At 66.9% G+C, this 15498-nt stretch carries 10 protein-coding genes and 2 tRNA genes; 10 read left to right on the top strand and 2 right to left on the bottom strand.

All coding sequences use genetic code 11. The features are described from left to right. Window positions 1-13: 13 nt before the first annotated feature. The 10 genes from recF to G6R20_RS13885 all read left to right on the top strand — a co-directional run bounded on the left by recF (window position 14) and on the right by G6R20_RS13885 (window position 12436). A complete protein-coding gene (gene recF, locus G6R20_RS13840; RefSeq protein ID WP_163376712.1) occupies window positions 14-1303 on the top strand; it encodes a DNA replication/repair protein RecF in 1290 nt (429 codons plus the stop codon). Next, complete coding sequence (locus tag G6R20_RS13845) at window positions 1300-1854, top strand: DciA family protein (protein ID WP_163376713.1); 555 nt, start codon at window positions 1300-1302, stop codon at window positions 1852-1854. Before recF ends, G6R20_RS13845 begins: the two co-directional genes overlap by 4 nt. A gap of 86 nt (window positions 1855-1940) precedes the next feature. Then, window positions 1941-4070: a DNA topoisomerase (ATP-hydrolyzing) subunit B gene (gyrB, locus tag G6R20_RS13850; protein WP_163376714.1), complete on the top strand. Its 2130-nt coding sequence runs from the start codon at window positions 1941-1943 to the stop codon at window positions 4068-4070. 758 nt (window positions 4071-4828) lie between these two features. Then, window positions 4829-7357 (top strand): DNA gyrase subunit A, encoded by a 2529-nt coding sequence (gene gyrA / locus G6R20_RS13855; protein ID WP_163376715.1) that lies wholly within the window; start codon window positions 4829-4831, stop codon window positions 7355-7357. Between the two features lie 3 nt (window positions 7358-7360). After that, window positions 7361-7990, top strand: a complete 630-nt coding sequence (locus tag G6R20_RS13860; protein WP_163376716.1) for a DUF3566 domain-containing protein — start codon at window positions 7361-7363, stop codon at window positions 7988-7990. A 78-nt stretch (window positions 7991-8068) separates the two neighbouring features. Further along, window positions 8069-8142 (top strand) — tRNA-Ile (locus G6R20_RS13865). Between the two features lie 59 nt (window positions 8143-8201). Next, a tRNA-Ala gene (locus tag G6R20_RS13870) sits at window positions 8202-8274 on the top strand. A 235-nt stretch (window positions 8275-8509) separates the two neighbouring features. Further along, on the top strand, window positions 8510-9730 hold the full coding sequence (locus tag G6R20_RS13875) for an EAL domain-containing protein (RefSeq protein WP_163376717.1): 1221 nt from the start codon (window positions 8510-8512) through the stop codon (window positions 9728-9730). Between the two features lie 475 nt (window positions 9731-10205). After that, window positions 10206-11075, top strand: a complete 870-nt coding sequence (locus G6R20_RS13880) for an SDR family oxidoreductase (RefSeq protein ID WP_268099917.1) — start codon at window positions 10206-10208, stop codon at window positions 11073-11075. Beyond that, entirely contained in the window at window positions 11072-12436 is a 1365-nt protein-coding gene (locus G6R20_RS13885) for a sugar transferase (RefSeq protein WP_163376719.1), read from the top strand. The genes G6R20_RS13880 and G6R20_RS13885 overlap by 4 nt, the downstream gene beginning before the upstream one ends. Before the next feature lie 12 nt (window positions 12437-12448). On the opposite strand, the gene G6R20_RS13890 is transcribed toward G6R20_RS13885, so the two are convergent. Beyond that, window positions 12449-14632: an Rv1355c family protein gene (locus G6R20_RS13890; protein ID WP_163376720.1), complete on the bottom strand. Its 2184-nt coding sequence runs from the start codon at window positions 14630-14632 to the stop codon at window positions 12449-12451. Beyond that, entirely contained in the window at window positions 14625-15143 is a 519-nt protein-coding gene (locus G6R20_RS13895; protein WP_240341474.1) for a hypothetical protein, read from the bottom strand. The genes G6R20_RS13890 and G6R20_RS13895 overlap by 8 nt, the downstream gene beginning before the upstream one ends. Between the last annotated feature and the right edge of the window lie 355 nt (window positions 15144-15498).

Raw genomic sequence — 15498 nt, forward strand, 5'->3', positions numbered from 1 at the left:
GAACCGATCCGGTATGCACCTGCGTCACCTCAGGCTCCTCGATTTCCGCTCCTGGCCCCTGCTCGAACTCGAGCTCGAGCCCGGGGTCACCACCCTGGTCGGGCGCAACGGGCACGGTAAGACCAACGTCCTCGAGGCGGTCGGGGTCCTCGCCAGCCTGCGGTCCCACCGCGTGGCGACCGACGCGCCGATGATCAGGACCGGTGCCGGAACCGCACTGGTGGGCGCACTCGCACACAACGCAGGACGTGAGTTGACCGTCGAACTGGCGCTCAACTCCGGCAAGGCCAACCGGGCGCGACTGAACACCTCCCCCTGCCGACGACTGTCCGACGTCCTCGGGGTGGTTCAGTCCGTGCTGTTCGCGCCGGAGGACCTGGCGCTCGTTCGTGGCGAGCCGGCCGAACGTCGCCGGCTTCTCGATGAGCTCATGGTTCAGCGGCGCCCCGCACTGGGTGGTGACCTCAGCGAGTACTCCTCGGTGCTGCGCCAGCGGACCGCCCTGCTCAAATCGGCCTCCGGTGCACTGCGGCGTGGCGGGCCGGAGGATTCCGCGGCCGTGCTGGACACCCTCGACGTGTGGGACGGGCGGTTGGCCGGACTCGGAGCACGATTGGTCGCCGGTCGGATCGACCTCCTCCGTCAGTTGCGGCCCCTCGTCGTCGACGCCTATCGGGGCCTGGCCCCGGAGTCCCGCCCGGCCGATCTCACCTACCGGTTCCGCGTCGCGGACGCGCCCGACGAGTCGGAGCTGACCGAACCGGAACTCGTCGAGGCGGTGTTGCTCGCCGAGCTCGGGCGGCGCCGTCGCGACGAGATCGACCGCGGGATGTCACTCGTCGGACCGCACCGCGACGACCTGATCCTGAGACTCGGCGACGAGCCGGCGAAGGGGTTCGCGAGTCACGGTGAGACGTGGTCGTTCGCCCTGGCGCTGCGACTGGGATCGCTCGAGCTGTTCCGTGCCGACGGGGCGGAACCGGTCCTTCTCCTGGACGACGTCTTCGCCGAACTCGACCGGCACCGCCGGGCCGCCCTGGCCGATGTCGCGGCCGGTGTCGAACAGGTGCTCATCACGGCCGCAGTGGGCGAGGACGTCCCGGCCACGCTGCGCGGGGTCCGTCATGACGTCGTGATGACGGGCGAGGGAGCGGATCGTCACTCGGCGATGACGGTGTCACGACGTCAGCATGACGGTGCTGACGCGGGCGAGCACGCCGGCGGGGATGATGGGGTCAGCGACGCGGACAGTGGTGGGGACGACGACGACAACACCGATACCGGAAGCAGGGCAACACCGTGACGGACCGAACCGGCAAGGATTCCGTAACACCGTCTGACCCGCCACAACGCGGTTATGACATCGCCAAGCAGGCCCTCGAGGAGGCCCGCGCCCGAGCCCGGTCGGAGGGCAAGCAGGTCGGCCGGGGACGGACCGGCCCGGTGGGGGCGGGCAAGCGGCTGCGCAAGCGCGGGTGGACCGGATCCGGTGCCGACCCGTGGGACCCACAGCCCCTCGGCAAACTCGTGGGCCAGGTCGCCAAGAAACGGGGTTGGGACGACAAGGTCACCACCGGGCGTCTGTTCGCGGAGTGGGACCGGATCGTCGGGGAGGACGTCTCGGCGCACGCCACCCCGGAGCGCCTCGAGGAGGGAATCCTGTACGTCCGTGCGGCGAGTACCGCATGGGCGACTCAGCTGCGGCTCATGTCCGCCGACATCCTCCGCAAGATCGCGGCCGCCATGGGGCCGGGTCACGTGCGTCGTCTCAAGGTGGAGGGGCCCGAGAAACCGAGCTGGCGCAAGGGGCCCCTGCACGTGTCCGGTCGTGGCCCCCGTGACACATACGGGTGAGTACCAGGCGTGCCCGTGGCCCCCGTGACGGTTATCGCAGGTAGACTGGGCCGGTCCCAGACCCCCGAGACGCGAGGAGTTCGCACGTGGCGGACGCCAAGAGCAAGGCCAACAACAGCGGGCCCAAGGAATACGGTGCATCATCGATCACCGTTCTCGAAGGACTCGAGGCCGTCCGGATGCGGCCGGGTATGTACATCGGCTCCACCGGACCGCGGGGACTGCACCACCTGATCTGGGAGGTCGTCGACAACTCCATCGACGAAGCGATGGCGGGTCACGCGACCGGCGTCAAGGTGACGTTGCTGGAGGACGGCGGCGTCGAGGTCATCGACGACGGCCGGGGCATCCCCGTGGAGATGCACGAGCAGGGCATGCCCACCGTCCAGGTCGTCATGACCCAGCTGCACGCGGGCGGCAAGTTCGACTCGGACTCCTACGCGGTCTCCGGTGGTCTGCACGGTGTCGGCATCTCCGTGGTCAACGCCCTGTCCACCCGGGTCGAGGTCCAGATCAAGCGCGACGGGCGCCTGTGGAAGCAGGACTTCGACATGGCGGTCCCGGCCGAACTGGTCGACGCCGGCCCCGCCGAGGGAACCGGGACCAGGGTCCGCTTCTGGGCGGATCCGACGATCTTCGAGAGCACCGAGTACGAGTTCGACGTGGTGGCACGCCGCCTCCAGGAGATGGCATTCCTCAACAAGGGACTCACCATCACGCTGACGGACCGGCGACCGCGTGCCGAGAAGGCCGCCGAGCTGGACGCGATCGCGGACAGCGAGGGCAGTGGCGCGGAGGCGGCCCCCGGTTCCGACGAGGGTTCGGATCTCACGCACGCGGTGGACGCCGAGCAGGCATTCGTCGAGGGCGCGCAGGAGACCGAAGCCGTCGAGGTGACGCCCGCCGAGCCGGTCAAGGTTCACGAGCGCAAGCGCACCTTCCACTACCCGGACGGTCTCAAGGACTACGTCGCCGCGATCAACAAGTCCAAGACCTCGATCCACCCGACGATCCTCTACTTCGAGGGCAAGGGACCCGGCCACGAGGTCGAGGTCGCGATGCAGTGGAACTCCGGTTACTCCGAGTCCGTCCACACCTTCGCCAACACCATCAACACCCATGAGGGCGGCACCCACGAGGAGGGCTTCCGCGCCGCGCTGACCTCCCTGGTCAACAAGTACGCGCGCGAGAAGAAGCTCGTCAAGGAGAAGGACCCCAACCTCACGGGTGACGACATCCGCGAGGGTCTCGCGGCCGTCATCTCCGCCAAGATCGCGGACCCGCAGTTCGAGGGGCAGACCAAGACCAAGCTCGGCAACACCGAGGTCAAGGGCTTCGTCCAGCGGCAGGTGTCGGAGCACGTCGGACACTGGTTCGAGGCCAACCCCGCCGAGGCCAAGGTCATCGTCAACAAGGCGATCGCCTCGAGCCAGGCCCGCGTCGCCGCCCGCAAGGCCCGCGAGATGGTGCGGCGCAAGTCGGCCACCGACATCGGCGGGCTGCCCGGCAAGCTCGCCGATTGCCGCTCCAAGGATCCGGCGAAGTCCGAGCTGTACATCGTGGAGGGCGATTCCGCCGGCGGCTCGGCCAAGTCCGGTCGGGACTCGATGTTCCAGGCGATCCTGCCGCTGCGCGGAAAGATCATCAACGTCGAGAAGTCACGGATCGACAAGGTCCTCAAGAACGCCGAGGTCCAGGCCATCATCACGGCCCTGGGAACCGGCATCCACGAAGAGTTCGACATCGACAAGCTGCGCTATCACAAGATCGTGCTGATGGCGGATGCCGACGTCGATGGTCAGCATATCTCCACGCTGCTGCTGACGCTCATCTTCCGGTTCATGAAGCCGCTGGTGGAGAACGGGTACGTCTACCTGGCGCAGCCGCCGCTCTACAAGCTCAAGTGGGGCAAGGGCGAGCCGGACTTCGCCTACACGGACCGCGAGCGGGACGAACTGCTCAAGATCGGCCTCGAGAACAAGCGCAAGATCAACGTCGACGACGGCATCCAGCGCTACAAGGGTCTCGGCGAGATGAACCCCAAGGAGCTGTGGGAGACCACGATGGACCCCACGGTCCGCACACTGCGTCAGGTCACGCTCGAGGACGCCGCCGCGGCCGACGAGCTGTTCTCGATCCTCATGGGCGAGGACGTGGACGCGCGTCGCAACTTCATCACCCGCAACGCACGAGATGTGCGGTTCCTCGACGTCTGACGGCGGTGCCGGACAGACACGGGAAGAAAGGGGGGGCGTCCGCCGAACTCGGCGGACGCCCCCCTTCGTGTCCCGGGTGGCCCGAACGACGTGGTCTCGTAGCGGAGATGCACGTCCGCACCCTGAGCGCACCAGCCACGGCTGGTGGTACACGGAGAATACGGCTGATTTGTCAGGCGGTGCCTACCCCCGGCGACGGAAGTCGACGTGGTGATTCGCGATTACCCAGCGCAGCCTGCGAGGGCATCAACTCAATCAGTCAGGTCGATGCCTTCCAGGTCCAGCCCGACGAGGCGTCCGACTGGAGCGCGCGCCGTCCGCATAGGATGGAAAACTCACCTGAATAACCCGTTCACCAAAGTACAGCGATCTTTATCAGACGGCACTGGCGAGGCTGAGAAGGCGCTGGAACAGTGGACTTAGCTATGTCCAATGATGAGCAGGCAACCAGTGCTAGCACGATGTTCACGGCGTTTTGGGCGAGGCCCGGCGTCGTAAGCTCTCATCAACAGAAATCGAAGCAGTGCGAGGTAGAGCGCTGGACGCGTGACCATTGAGACCAAGTCGCTAGCGGCCTACGGGACGGGGGCGAACGCGCCGGGCCTGGCGTCCCCCGATCGGGTCACTCGTCCCCCGGGAGGCCTCCGAGTCGCCGACCCCCCCGCGCGCCCGTGCCCGTGTTTTCGCTGGACCTATAGACTGGCGAGGTCGGAGCGTGCCCTCGTGGTGCCGTTTCGAGCGCGACAGAAGAGGAGCCCATGACGGACACGACGTTGCCGCCCGAAGCCGGGGGTCACGACCGGATCGAGCCGGTCGACATCCAGGCGGAGATGCAGAAAAGCTACATCGACTATTCGATGAGCGTCATCGTCGGACGAGCGCTACCTGACGTCCGGGACGGGCTCAAGCCCGTCCACCGCCGGATCCTCTACGCGATGTGGGACAACGGCTACCGGCCCGAGCGCAGCTACGTGAAGTCGGCCAAGCCCGTCGCCGACACCATGGGTAACTATCACCCCCACGGCGACTCGGCGATCTACGACACCCTGGTGCGCCTCGCCCAGCCGTGGGCGATGCGTTACCCGATGGTCGACGGCCAGGGGAACTTCGGCTCGCGCGGCAACGACGGCGCCGCCGCCATGCGCTACACCGAGTGCAAGATGACCCCGTTGGCCATGGAGATGGTCCGGGACATCGACAAGAACACGGTCGATTTCCAGCCCAACTACGACGGCAAGACGTCCGAACCGGTCGTCCTCCCGTCGCGCATCCCCAATCTGCTGGTCAACGGCTCCAGCGGCATCGCGGTCGGAATGGCCACCAAGATGCCGCCGCACAACCTGCGCGAGGTCGCCGAGGCGATCTACTGGTGTCTGGACAACCCTGACGCCGACGAGGACGAGACCCTCGCGGCGTGCATGGATCGGATCAAGGGTCCCGACTTCCCCACCCACGGCTTCATCGTGGGCGAGCAGGGGATCAGGGACGCCTACACGACCGGCCGCGGTTCGATCCGCATGCGGGGCAAGACCTCCATCGAGGAGGAGGGCAACCGGACGGTCATCGTCATCACGGAGCTGCCCTACGAGGTCAACCCGGACAACATGATCCTGTCGATCGCCGAGCAGCTGCGTGACGGCAAGATAGCCGGCATCTCGAAGATCGACGACGAGTCCTCGGACCGGGTCGGCCTGCGCATCGTGGTCACACTCAAGCGTGACGCAGTGGCCAAGGTCGTGCTCAACAACCTCTACAAGCACTCGCAGCTGCAGACGTCCTTCGGCGCGAACATGTTGTCGATCGTGGACGGTGTTCCCCGGACCCTCGCCATCAACCACCTCGTGCGGTTGTACGTCACGCACCAGATCGAGGTCATCGTCCGGCGGACCCAGTACCTGCTGGACGAGGCGGAGAAGCGGGCCCACATCCTGCGCGGCTTGGTCAAGGCGCTCGACGCGCTGGACGAGGTCATCGCTCTGATCCGCGCCTCGGAGACCGTGGACATCGCGCGGCAGGGCCTCAAGGACCTGCTGGACATCGACGACGACCAGGCGCAGGCCATCCTCGACATGCAGCTGCGGCGCCTCGCGGCGCTCGAGCGGCAGAAGATCATCGATCAGCTCGCCGCGATCGAGGAGGAGATCGCAGATTACAAGGACATCCTCGCCAAGCCCGATCGGCAGCGTGCGATCGTCGCCGACGAGCTCCGCGAGATCGCCGAGAAGTACGGGGACGACCGCCGGACCAGGATCATCCCGGCGGACGGGGACGTCACGGACGAGGATCTGATCGCCCGCGAGGACGTCGTCGTCACCATCACCGAGACCGGTTACGCCAAGCGGACCCGCACCGATCTGTACCGCGCCCAGAAGCGCGGCGGCAAGGGTGTGCGCGGCGCCGAGCTCAAGCAGGACGACATCGTCCGGCACTTCTTCGTCTCCTCCACCCATGACTGGCTGCTGTTCTTCACCACCAAGGGCCGCGTCTACCGGATCAAGGCCTACGAGCTGCCCGAGGCGAACCGCACCGCCAGAGGTCAGCACGTGGCCAACCTGCTGGCGTTCCAGCCTGAGGAGCGCATCGCCGGCGTCATTCGGATCAAGGCCTACCAGGACGCGCCGTACCTGGTACTGGCCACCCGCAACGGACTGGTCAAGAAGTCCCGGCTCGAGGATTACGACTCGCCGCGCTCCGGCGGCCTGATCGCCGTGAACCTGCGTGACGGGGACGAGCTGGTCGGGGCGGCACTGGCCGGACCCGACGACGACCTGCTGCTGGTCTCGGAGAAGGGCCAGTCGATCCGGTTCCACGCCAACGACGACACGCTCCGCCCGATGGGCCGCGCGACCTCCGGCGTGATGGGCATGCGGTTCAACGACGGCGACGCCCTGCTGAGCATGTCCGTCGTGCGAGCAGAGTCCTCGGACCAGGAGAAGTACTTCCTCCTGGTGGCCACCGAACGCGGCTACTCCAAGCGCACCGCCCTGAGCGAGTACACGGCCCAGGGGCGGGGCGGCAAGGGCGTGCTCACGCTCATGTTCGACCCCAAGCGCGGGAAGCTCGTCGGTGCGACGATCGTGGAGTTGCAGGACGAGCTCTACGCCATCACCTCCAGCGGTGGCGTCATCCGCACGTTCGCCAAGCAGGTCCGCAAGGCGGGCCGGCAGACCAAGGGCGTGCGGCTGATGAACCTCGCCGAGGGTGACTCGCTACTGGCCATCGCCCGCAACGCCGACGAGCCCGACGACGAGGACCGGTCCGCTGCCGAGTCCGCCAAGGAGGAGTAGGCGATGACCGAGCCGACCGATCCAGCCGACCGAACCGACCCGACCGAGACGTCCGACTCGGTCACCGACGGCCCCGCGCACGGGGGGTCGTCCCCGGCTCCCGGTTACGGAGGGTCGGGGGCCGGCACCGACGACTCCGGCACGTCGGCCACCACCGCCTTCCCGGCGGCCACCCAGCACCGCGCCGAGGGCGCGAACGGGGGTGTTTCCAAGGCGTACTCGGGGGGCGCGGCCGGGCGCGCCGCACCGATCGTCCCGCCCACCGAGCGCCGGGGGCCCATGGAGTCGGTCCTGGTGCTGCGCCGGATCGACCCGTGGTCGGCCTTCACCACCGTGCTGGGCCTGATGTTCGCCCTCTACCTGGTGTGGATGGTGGCCATCGGGGTGACGTACCTGCTGCTGTCCGGTATGGGCGTGTGGGACCGGCTCGGGGGCCTGTTGTCCGGCGTGGCGGGCGACGAGTCGGCAGCCGTGATCGGGCCGTCGACGATCTTCCTCTACAGCGGGGGAGTGGGACTGCTCAACGTCCTCCTGCTGTCGATCCTGGCCACGCTCGCGGTGTTCATCTACAACCTCGCGGCCGGCCTGACCAGCGGCGGCGTGCAGGTCACGCTCGCCGATCCCCGGTACTGACGGTGCCCGCAGCGCCCGGCGGAGGGCGCCGATTTGGGCGGTGACGCGCACGTCGGGTAGATTGACCTCTCGGTACGAGGGCCTATAGCTCAGGTGGTTAGAGCGCCAAACTGATAATTTGGAGGTCGGAGGTTCAAGTCCTCCTAGGCCCACTCCGCCAGGCAGACGCCGGATCCGCTCGATGCGGTCCGGCGTTTATGCTTGGAGGTAAGGGGCCTTAGCTCAGTTGGTAGAGCGCTGCCTTTGCAAGGCAGATGTCAGGGGTTCGAATCCCCTAGGCTCCACTCACAGCCTGCGGTGAGGCCAGTTCGTGAGGCGCCCGGGCGACACGCGACCGACGGCTGGCACACTAAAGTTCTCTTTTCGGACGAGCTGCGTTAGTAGGATCTGACCGCATGAGCTAGATTCTGCCGGAGCTGTCCGCTCGTCAAGGAGCGGCGGTCGGTCTGGGCTTCACGAGTGGTGAGCCTTCAACCTGCAGGGTGAGCGTGTCCGGAAGAGAACTGACGGGAGCTTTTGATGGACGATCTTACCGCCGTCACCGGTACTGGCGCCCGCTCTCGTCCCACTGAGCCCGGTGTCATCGCGATCTCGCTGGATCACTCGGGCGTGCTGATCCCCTCCCTCGGCTTCGCCACCGCCCGAGCGGTCTATTCGGCCGCGCTGGACGCGGTGCGGAGCGAACTCGGCGACCGGGCCAGGGTGTCCTCCGGCCCGCTCGACCAGGTTCTGGTGGTGCTGTTCGATGCCGCCGTCGTGGCCGCCGAAGATATGACGGCGGCGACGATCGACCGCCTCAGCCGGCCGGTCAGCGTCGACGGCCGAGAGTTCTTCGTCCAATCCCGGGTTGGGCTCGCCACCGCAGCGAGATTCGGTGATTCAGACCCGAAAATTCTGTCCGAGGCCGCCCTGGGGGCGGCTCACATCGCGATCAATACCGGCGTGCACTGCCATGAGGCCGACAGCGCGCTTCTCTCAGAACTCCGGCGAGAAGTAGAGCTCCGGACCGCGATAGCCAAGGCGGTCGACACAGACTTCGAGATGCACTACCAGCCCATCGTCAGCCTGGATTCGAAAGAGGTGCTGGGCTACGAATCCCTGTTGCGGTGGCGGGCGGGCGACCGGCTTCTCGCGCCGGGCGAGTTCCTCGAGGCGGCGGAGGAGACGTCGCTGATCCTTCCCATCGGCAAGGCGGGGACCTCGGCTGCGTTGAAGCAGCTCGACCGATGGAACGAGTGCACGTCCTCCAAGTCGTTCTTCGTGGCGGTCAACTTCTCCGCCCGACAATTGTCTGATCCCGTACTGCTTCCCCATATCGAACGCCTGTTGGCCGAATTCGAAATCGATCCCTCCGCCATCTGGGTCGAGATCACCGAGCAGGATCTCATCAAGTTCGCCTCGCCCGCGGTCCGGACCATCGAGGCGCTCGCCGAGTTGGGATGCACGATCTGCGTGGATGATCTCGGCACCGGGTTCGCTGCGTTGCGGTACCTCGCCGACCTGCCGATCAGCGTCGTGAAGATCGATCGATCGCTGATCTCCTCACTCATGGATCAGAAGTCCCTGCGGAGCATAGTCGAGGCCATCTGTGACATCTCGCGTGCCCTGGGGATCGACACCGTGGCGGAGGGGGTCGAGAGCGAGGATCAGCTTCCGCTGCTGAAGGACTTGGGTTTCACCCATGCGCAGGGCTACTACTTCGGCCGACCGGCGGCTGCGCCCGATATCGCTCTCGCCTGACAGGGAGCCCGCGTCGGCGTGGCTCGCCGCCCGGCGGCGCCGTCGCGAAGTCACATCCGTTCACGTTCGCCCGGGAAGCGGGTGGCCGCCGTGTCGACGTTGTGACCAGTCGACGGACCTGCCACTCGAAGTTCGTTTCACGTGGAACGACCAATCAGATCAGGATAAGGTCATCTCGATGGCAATGAGCGTCACGAGGAAGAGACCATCCGGGGAGCGAGCGGCGGAGCACTCGCGTAGCGGGCCCGGGTCACCACCCACCCGCATCCCAGGTACGATGAAGGTCCTCGTCTCGCCCTCACGGGTCGGAGGGTTGAATGCAGGTCATGATCACCTGTAGCCAGGGCTACGTGGGCACCGTGGTCGCCCAGGAACTGTCCGCGGCGGGTCACGAGGTCACCGGCTTCGACAGGGCCTCTTCGCGGGGTGTGTCCTGGGGTCGGGAACGCCGGACCCCCCGAGACTCGCGTCCAATATCCGCGACGTCACCACCGCGGACCTCACGGGATTCGACGCGGTGATCCATCTGGCTACGTTGTCCCCCCTGCCGGACAACCTTGATGTTTCACGGGTCGCGCATCAGATCAATTATCTCGCTGCGATCCGCCTGGCTAAAGCGGCCAGAGAGGCGGGAGTGGCGCGCCTCATCGTTGCTTCCGCCTGTCCGCCCCACGCCAGGGCGGACCGAACACGGGTGGGCGAATCAGCCCCCGATCATCCGCTCTCCTCGTGCGCCCCGGCCGGCGCCGGGGTCGAGAAGCAGGTGGTAGCACTCGCGGATTCGTCGTTTGTTCCCGTGCTTCTCCGTCTAGCTGACATCTTCGGTGCCTCACCCAAATATCGCTCCGACACGCTTCTCAATCGGATGGTGGGTGTCACCGTGGCCAGGGGCGAGATCTCGGTCGCGGAGAATGGTAATGCCCGGCGGTCGATGGTGCATGTCCTCGATGTCGCTGACGCGCTTCTCCGGTGTCTCGCCGCAACTGCCGAGTTCATACGCGGTACCGTCCTCGACGTCGGAAGTAAAACCACCACCGTCTCGCAGGCCGATATCGCGTCGGCGGTGCGTGACGAGATACCCGGTGCCACTGTGAATTCCACGGGCCCGGTCACGTCAGACCCGGTGGCCTGTCCGACCGACTTCGGGGCTGTTCATCGAATCCTCGGCTTCAGGGCCACAAGGGGAATCGCTGATGGTGTCGCCGAGATACACCGTCTCTACGCGCATGCCGGTGTTCCCGCCGACGACCTCAACTCGAGGTTCTGCCGCGAGAGTCAGCTGCGCCGGATACGCAGCACAGGTGAGATCGACGTCCAGGCCCGGCGAGTGGAGAAGATGCCGTGAGCTCGAACCGCACTGCCGCCATGGCGGAACCGATCGAACGTGTGCGCCTCACGCGGACACGGACCGACTTCGTTCTCTTGGCGCTCGATACTATGGTCCTCGCCGTGGTGATGGCCGCCTTCGTTGGAACCGTACTCGAAGCCGTCGCGGCCACCTTCGCGGTGGCCCTGGCCGTGGAGCTCACGGGGAACTACCGATCGCTCATTACCCTGTCCGTGCTCAATGATGCGCCCAGGCTCGCCGGGAGCGCACTGGTCGGGTCACTGGTGGTGGAGTTCGCGCTCGGGGGCGACGACTCCATACGTGCACTTCTGCTCAAGATCGGCTGCGTGTTCCTGTCGCTGTTCGTCATCCGTGCCCTGTACTACTCGGCGCTTCGTCACCTTCGTCGGCGTTCCGTGGGCGCTCGGCGACGGACCGTCATCGTCGGCGGCGGTCTGGTCGCCTTGGAGTTACTCGAGAGCATTTATCGATTCCCCGAGTTGGGCCTGACGCCGGTGGCAGTCGTCGACTCCGATCCCCTGCTGGGCGCCGATCAGTTGCCGGTCCCCATCCTCGACAGACCACTCCACGAGGTGGTGAGGGAACTGGACGTGCAGACCGTGATCGTGGCGTTCCGCAATGCGCCGGACTCGTTGCTGGTCTCACCGTTGCGCCAGTGCGACCAGCTGGATTGCGAGATTTTTCTGGTCCCTCGCCTGTTCGAGTTCGTTCACCTCAACTCCGACATGGACCGGATCCACACCATCCCCCTCATCCGGGTACGGCGACACATTCATCGCACCTGGTACTGGCATGCCAAGCGGGTCTTCGACGTGACGGTCGCCGGTACCTCCCTGATACTGCTGGCCCCACTTCTTGCCGTCACCGCGCTGGCCGTGAAGCTGACCAGCCCCGGAGAACCAGTGTTGTTCCGCCAGGTCCGGGTGGGCGGCGACGAACGCGAGTTCCTGCTCTACAAGTTCCGGACGATGCGCCCGGTCGACGCCGAGGCGTCCGACACCGCCTGGCATCCCGAGGACAGGATCAGCCCACTCGGGCGATTCCTCCGCACCACCTCGATCGACGAGCTACCACAACTGTGGAACGTCGTTCGCGGGGACATGTCCCTAGTGGGGCCCAGGCCGGAGCGTCCGCACTTCGTCGAGCAGTTCGCCCAGACCGTGCCGTCCTACGGTGACCGCCACCGGGTGACGGCCGGACTCACCGGGTGGGCCGCCGTAAACGGGCTCCGAGGAGACACGAGCATCACCGACCGGGCTCTCTACGACAACTTCTATATCCAGAACTGGTCGATCTGGCTCGACATCAAGGTCCTGTTGCTCACCGTCCGGGCCGTGGTCGCCAGAACAGGAGCCTGACGCGGTTCGTCTTCAGTCGAGAAGATCCGCCACGCCTCGGCGACGGCTCACCGGTCCGGTGGCCGGGGCGTGGGACAACAAGAGGAGCATCGCGGGGACCTCGCAGTCGATCGGACGGGCGAGCTGTCGGAACTGCTCGGCGAGCTCGCCCAGCTCATCCGCATGGTGCGGGGCCAGAACGGCGTGATCGGTCTGGGACACCGCGTGCAGGAAGATCGGCGTCAATGGGTGCACCGCCAGTCCTGCCGCGGTCGCCTGCACCCACAGGTCCGTTCCGACCCAGCCGGCACGGATATGGGCGCGTGGTGACTGATCGGTCGCGAAGACCACCGCTGCGGCGGACGCCGAGCCCACCCGCGCGGCGACGTCGGCGCCCAGAGCGGAGCCCGCATCCCATTCGCGCAGGCACGCCATCACCTCGGGTCGACGCAGGATGGTCTGCATCGGGACCTGCCCGGGGGCCAGGGCGAGCTCCGACTCGGGGACGCCGGTGGGTTCCGGGTGGCGGGGGTGCCGCGCGACCCAGTCCGCGTGCAGCTGGGGCGTGAGAAAGCGGAGGCGTTCGGCTCCGCCCAGCAGCGCCGCCAACTGCGAGCGTTCAGCGGGATCGTCGAGCAGCAGTACACGCGGTGGCGCCTCGTCCCCCGGCGCGTCGGCGGTCGGACGGTCCAGAGCGGCGGCCACCTCCTCGCGGGTGAGCGAGGAGCCGTCGCCCGGGATCCTGCAGGTGTGCCGGGCCAGCAGGGACTCCAGCCCGCCCCGCCCATCGGGTTCCTCGGGCCGAGGGTCCAGCGCGGGAGTCAGGTCGACGACGAGGCGTGGGTCGTCGGACACGCCTCGAAACGTCGCCGTCCCGCGTAGACCGACCGCGCGGGCCGCGGTCGCGGCGGAGAACCACGCAGCCCCGAGTCCGACCGACGTCGAACGGCCCGCCAGGTCGACCGGCGCGCCGGCACCGGCGGCGTCGCGGATCTCGAGGGTTCCGTCCGCTAGGCCGAAGCGCCAGGGCTGCGAGTTGGCGTATGACGGAGCCCGCGAAGCGGCGTAGAGCACGGTCCCGAGCGTATCCTCGTCTCGTGCGACTTCGCGAGGATCCCTCGGGCGGATGGCCGTCTCTCGCGGGGCGACGCCGTCGGCCGTAGGGGTGGCGGGAGCGTCGGTCTCCGGTCGGAGCCCGTCGAGCGCCGTGTCGAGATCCACCCGGATACGGCCGGAGTACAGCGGTTGTCCGCGCACCATCCGCCGGACGGCGGCGGCGACGCTCGCACCGCCCAGTGCCACGTCCCCGCCCGTCTGTGGCCAGGTGGTCAGGGACCGGCCCACTTCCAGAGCTGACGCGGCCATCCTGGGCGTGATCCGGGATCCGTCCAGGATCTCCAGCGCCAGCGGGACTTTCTGCTCGGTGGTCAACGAGGCCAGCGAATCGCGGTCGAGTTCCCCCACGCGTCCGTGGAACAGTGGCCGCCCGGGCTCCAGATCAAACCGTTCCACATCGAGTACCCCGCCGTCGCTGGTCTCCATGAGAACGGGAATGCCCCTGGCTCGAGCCCGATCCCGGATCAGCACCTTCGCGTCGAAGGAATCGCATTCCTCTGCCACCAGGTCCAGACCGTCGAGGAACGAGTCGAAATTGTCCTCGGTGATCCCGTCCGGCTCCACCTCGATCTCGAGGTACGGGTCCAGCTCGGCGATCCTCCGGGCCGCGACCACCGCCTTGTTCACCCCGATGTCGAGGACCGTCGCCGGCACGCGATTGAGGTTGGACAACTCCATCCGGTCGAAGTCGGCGAGTCGTAGCCGTCCGCACAGGCCCTCGAGGGCCAGCGTGTGGGCGACGGCGTGGCCCACGCTCAGGCCCACCACGCCGATACTGAGAGCCCGCGCCCGCACCTGCTCCTCCGAGGTGATCTTGTTACGGTTCCGGTCGAGCCGCAGGCGGTGGAAGCCGGCCGGCGCCAGCACCCTGACCAGGTGTGACCTCCACGGGTAGTACACCCATCGGGTGTCGTGACAGTCGTTGTCGGACGACCCCGCGAGTGCGGCGAGCGCCTCGATCTGGCCCGCCGTGTGATCCACCACGGTCGCGCACATCGAGTTGAGGTACGCGAGACGATCGGCTTGGTCCGGATCGCGTTGGTCGATGATCTCCGCCCGGTGGGGCTCGATGCCGTGTGACACGTCCACTAGGTCAGTCACCGACCGACACCGAGTCCGCGACCGCGGCGGTGTCCCGGAGCATTTTCCGGTACACCTCCGGCTCCGCGTCCAGGTGGAGTCGCGCGCGGTCCCACCACATCAGACTCGTCCGGTACTTGTCGTTCGGGTAGGGCGACGGCGGGATGTGCTCGGCCACGCGTCCGCCGGACATCTCCCATCTTCGCAGCACGTGGTCGGCTGCGGTGGCCAGGATGAACCGCGCCCCCGTGAAGTGCATGGTGGGCAGGGCGGTGCGGGGCAGAAGGGAGGCGACGGTCGCGGCCGTCGAGCCCGGTGCCGTCCACGCCGTCTTCATTTCCACCACGCCTTCCGGCAGACGGCGACCGATCGAGTCGGCGACCAGGTCCAGGCCCGGTTGCCCCGCCCATTCCAACAGCGCGTGCGACTGGTGGTAACTGATATAGGGCCCTTGGGCTCGAACTCCGCCGACCACCGTGCCGGTGTGATCCAGGGCCGCGTAGAACAATGCCGTGGTATCACCGCCGATCACCTCGTCGTACGATAGGGCCGCCGACACTCCGTGACCCGCATAGGTGGCACGAGCCCCGTTCAAGTACTCTTCCCAGAGGACTGGCGCCGCAGCGGGGGTGGCCAGAACAAGTGTCACACCACCCCGATGCATTACCGGCTGCGAAATTGGTGTCAGTGGACGGGTTGTCGAGAGAAGCGGCGATGCGCTCATGAGGGCTCCTTGGTTAGGCCGGTTAGGCGAGGTGACAAAAGGACCCTGAGGGAATGGGCCTCGCCTGTCATAGTGGGGGTATGACGTACCCGACGTTACTACCGAGGATTTCTGTTGGACAGTAAGTCCAGAAGCCGCTGTCTTATAACATTCGATGTTGTCG

Source organism: Dietzia sp. Alg238-R159 (genome assembly GCF_900537145.1).
GTDB lineage: Bacteria > Actinomycetota > Actinomycetes > Mycobacteriales > Mycobacteriaceae > Dietzia > Dietzia kunjamensis.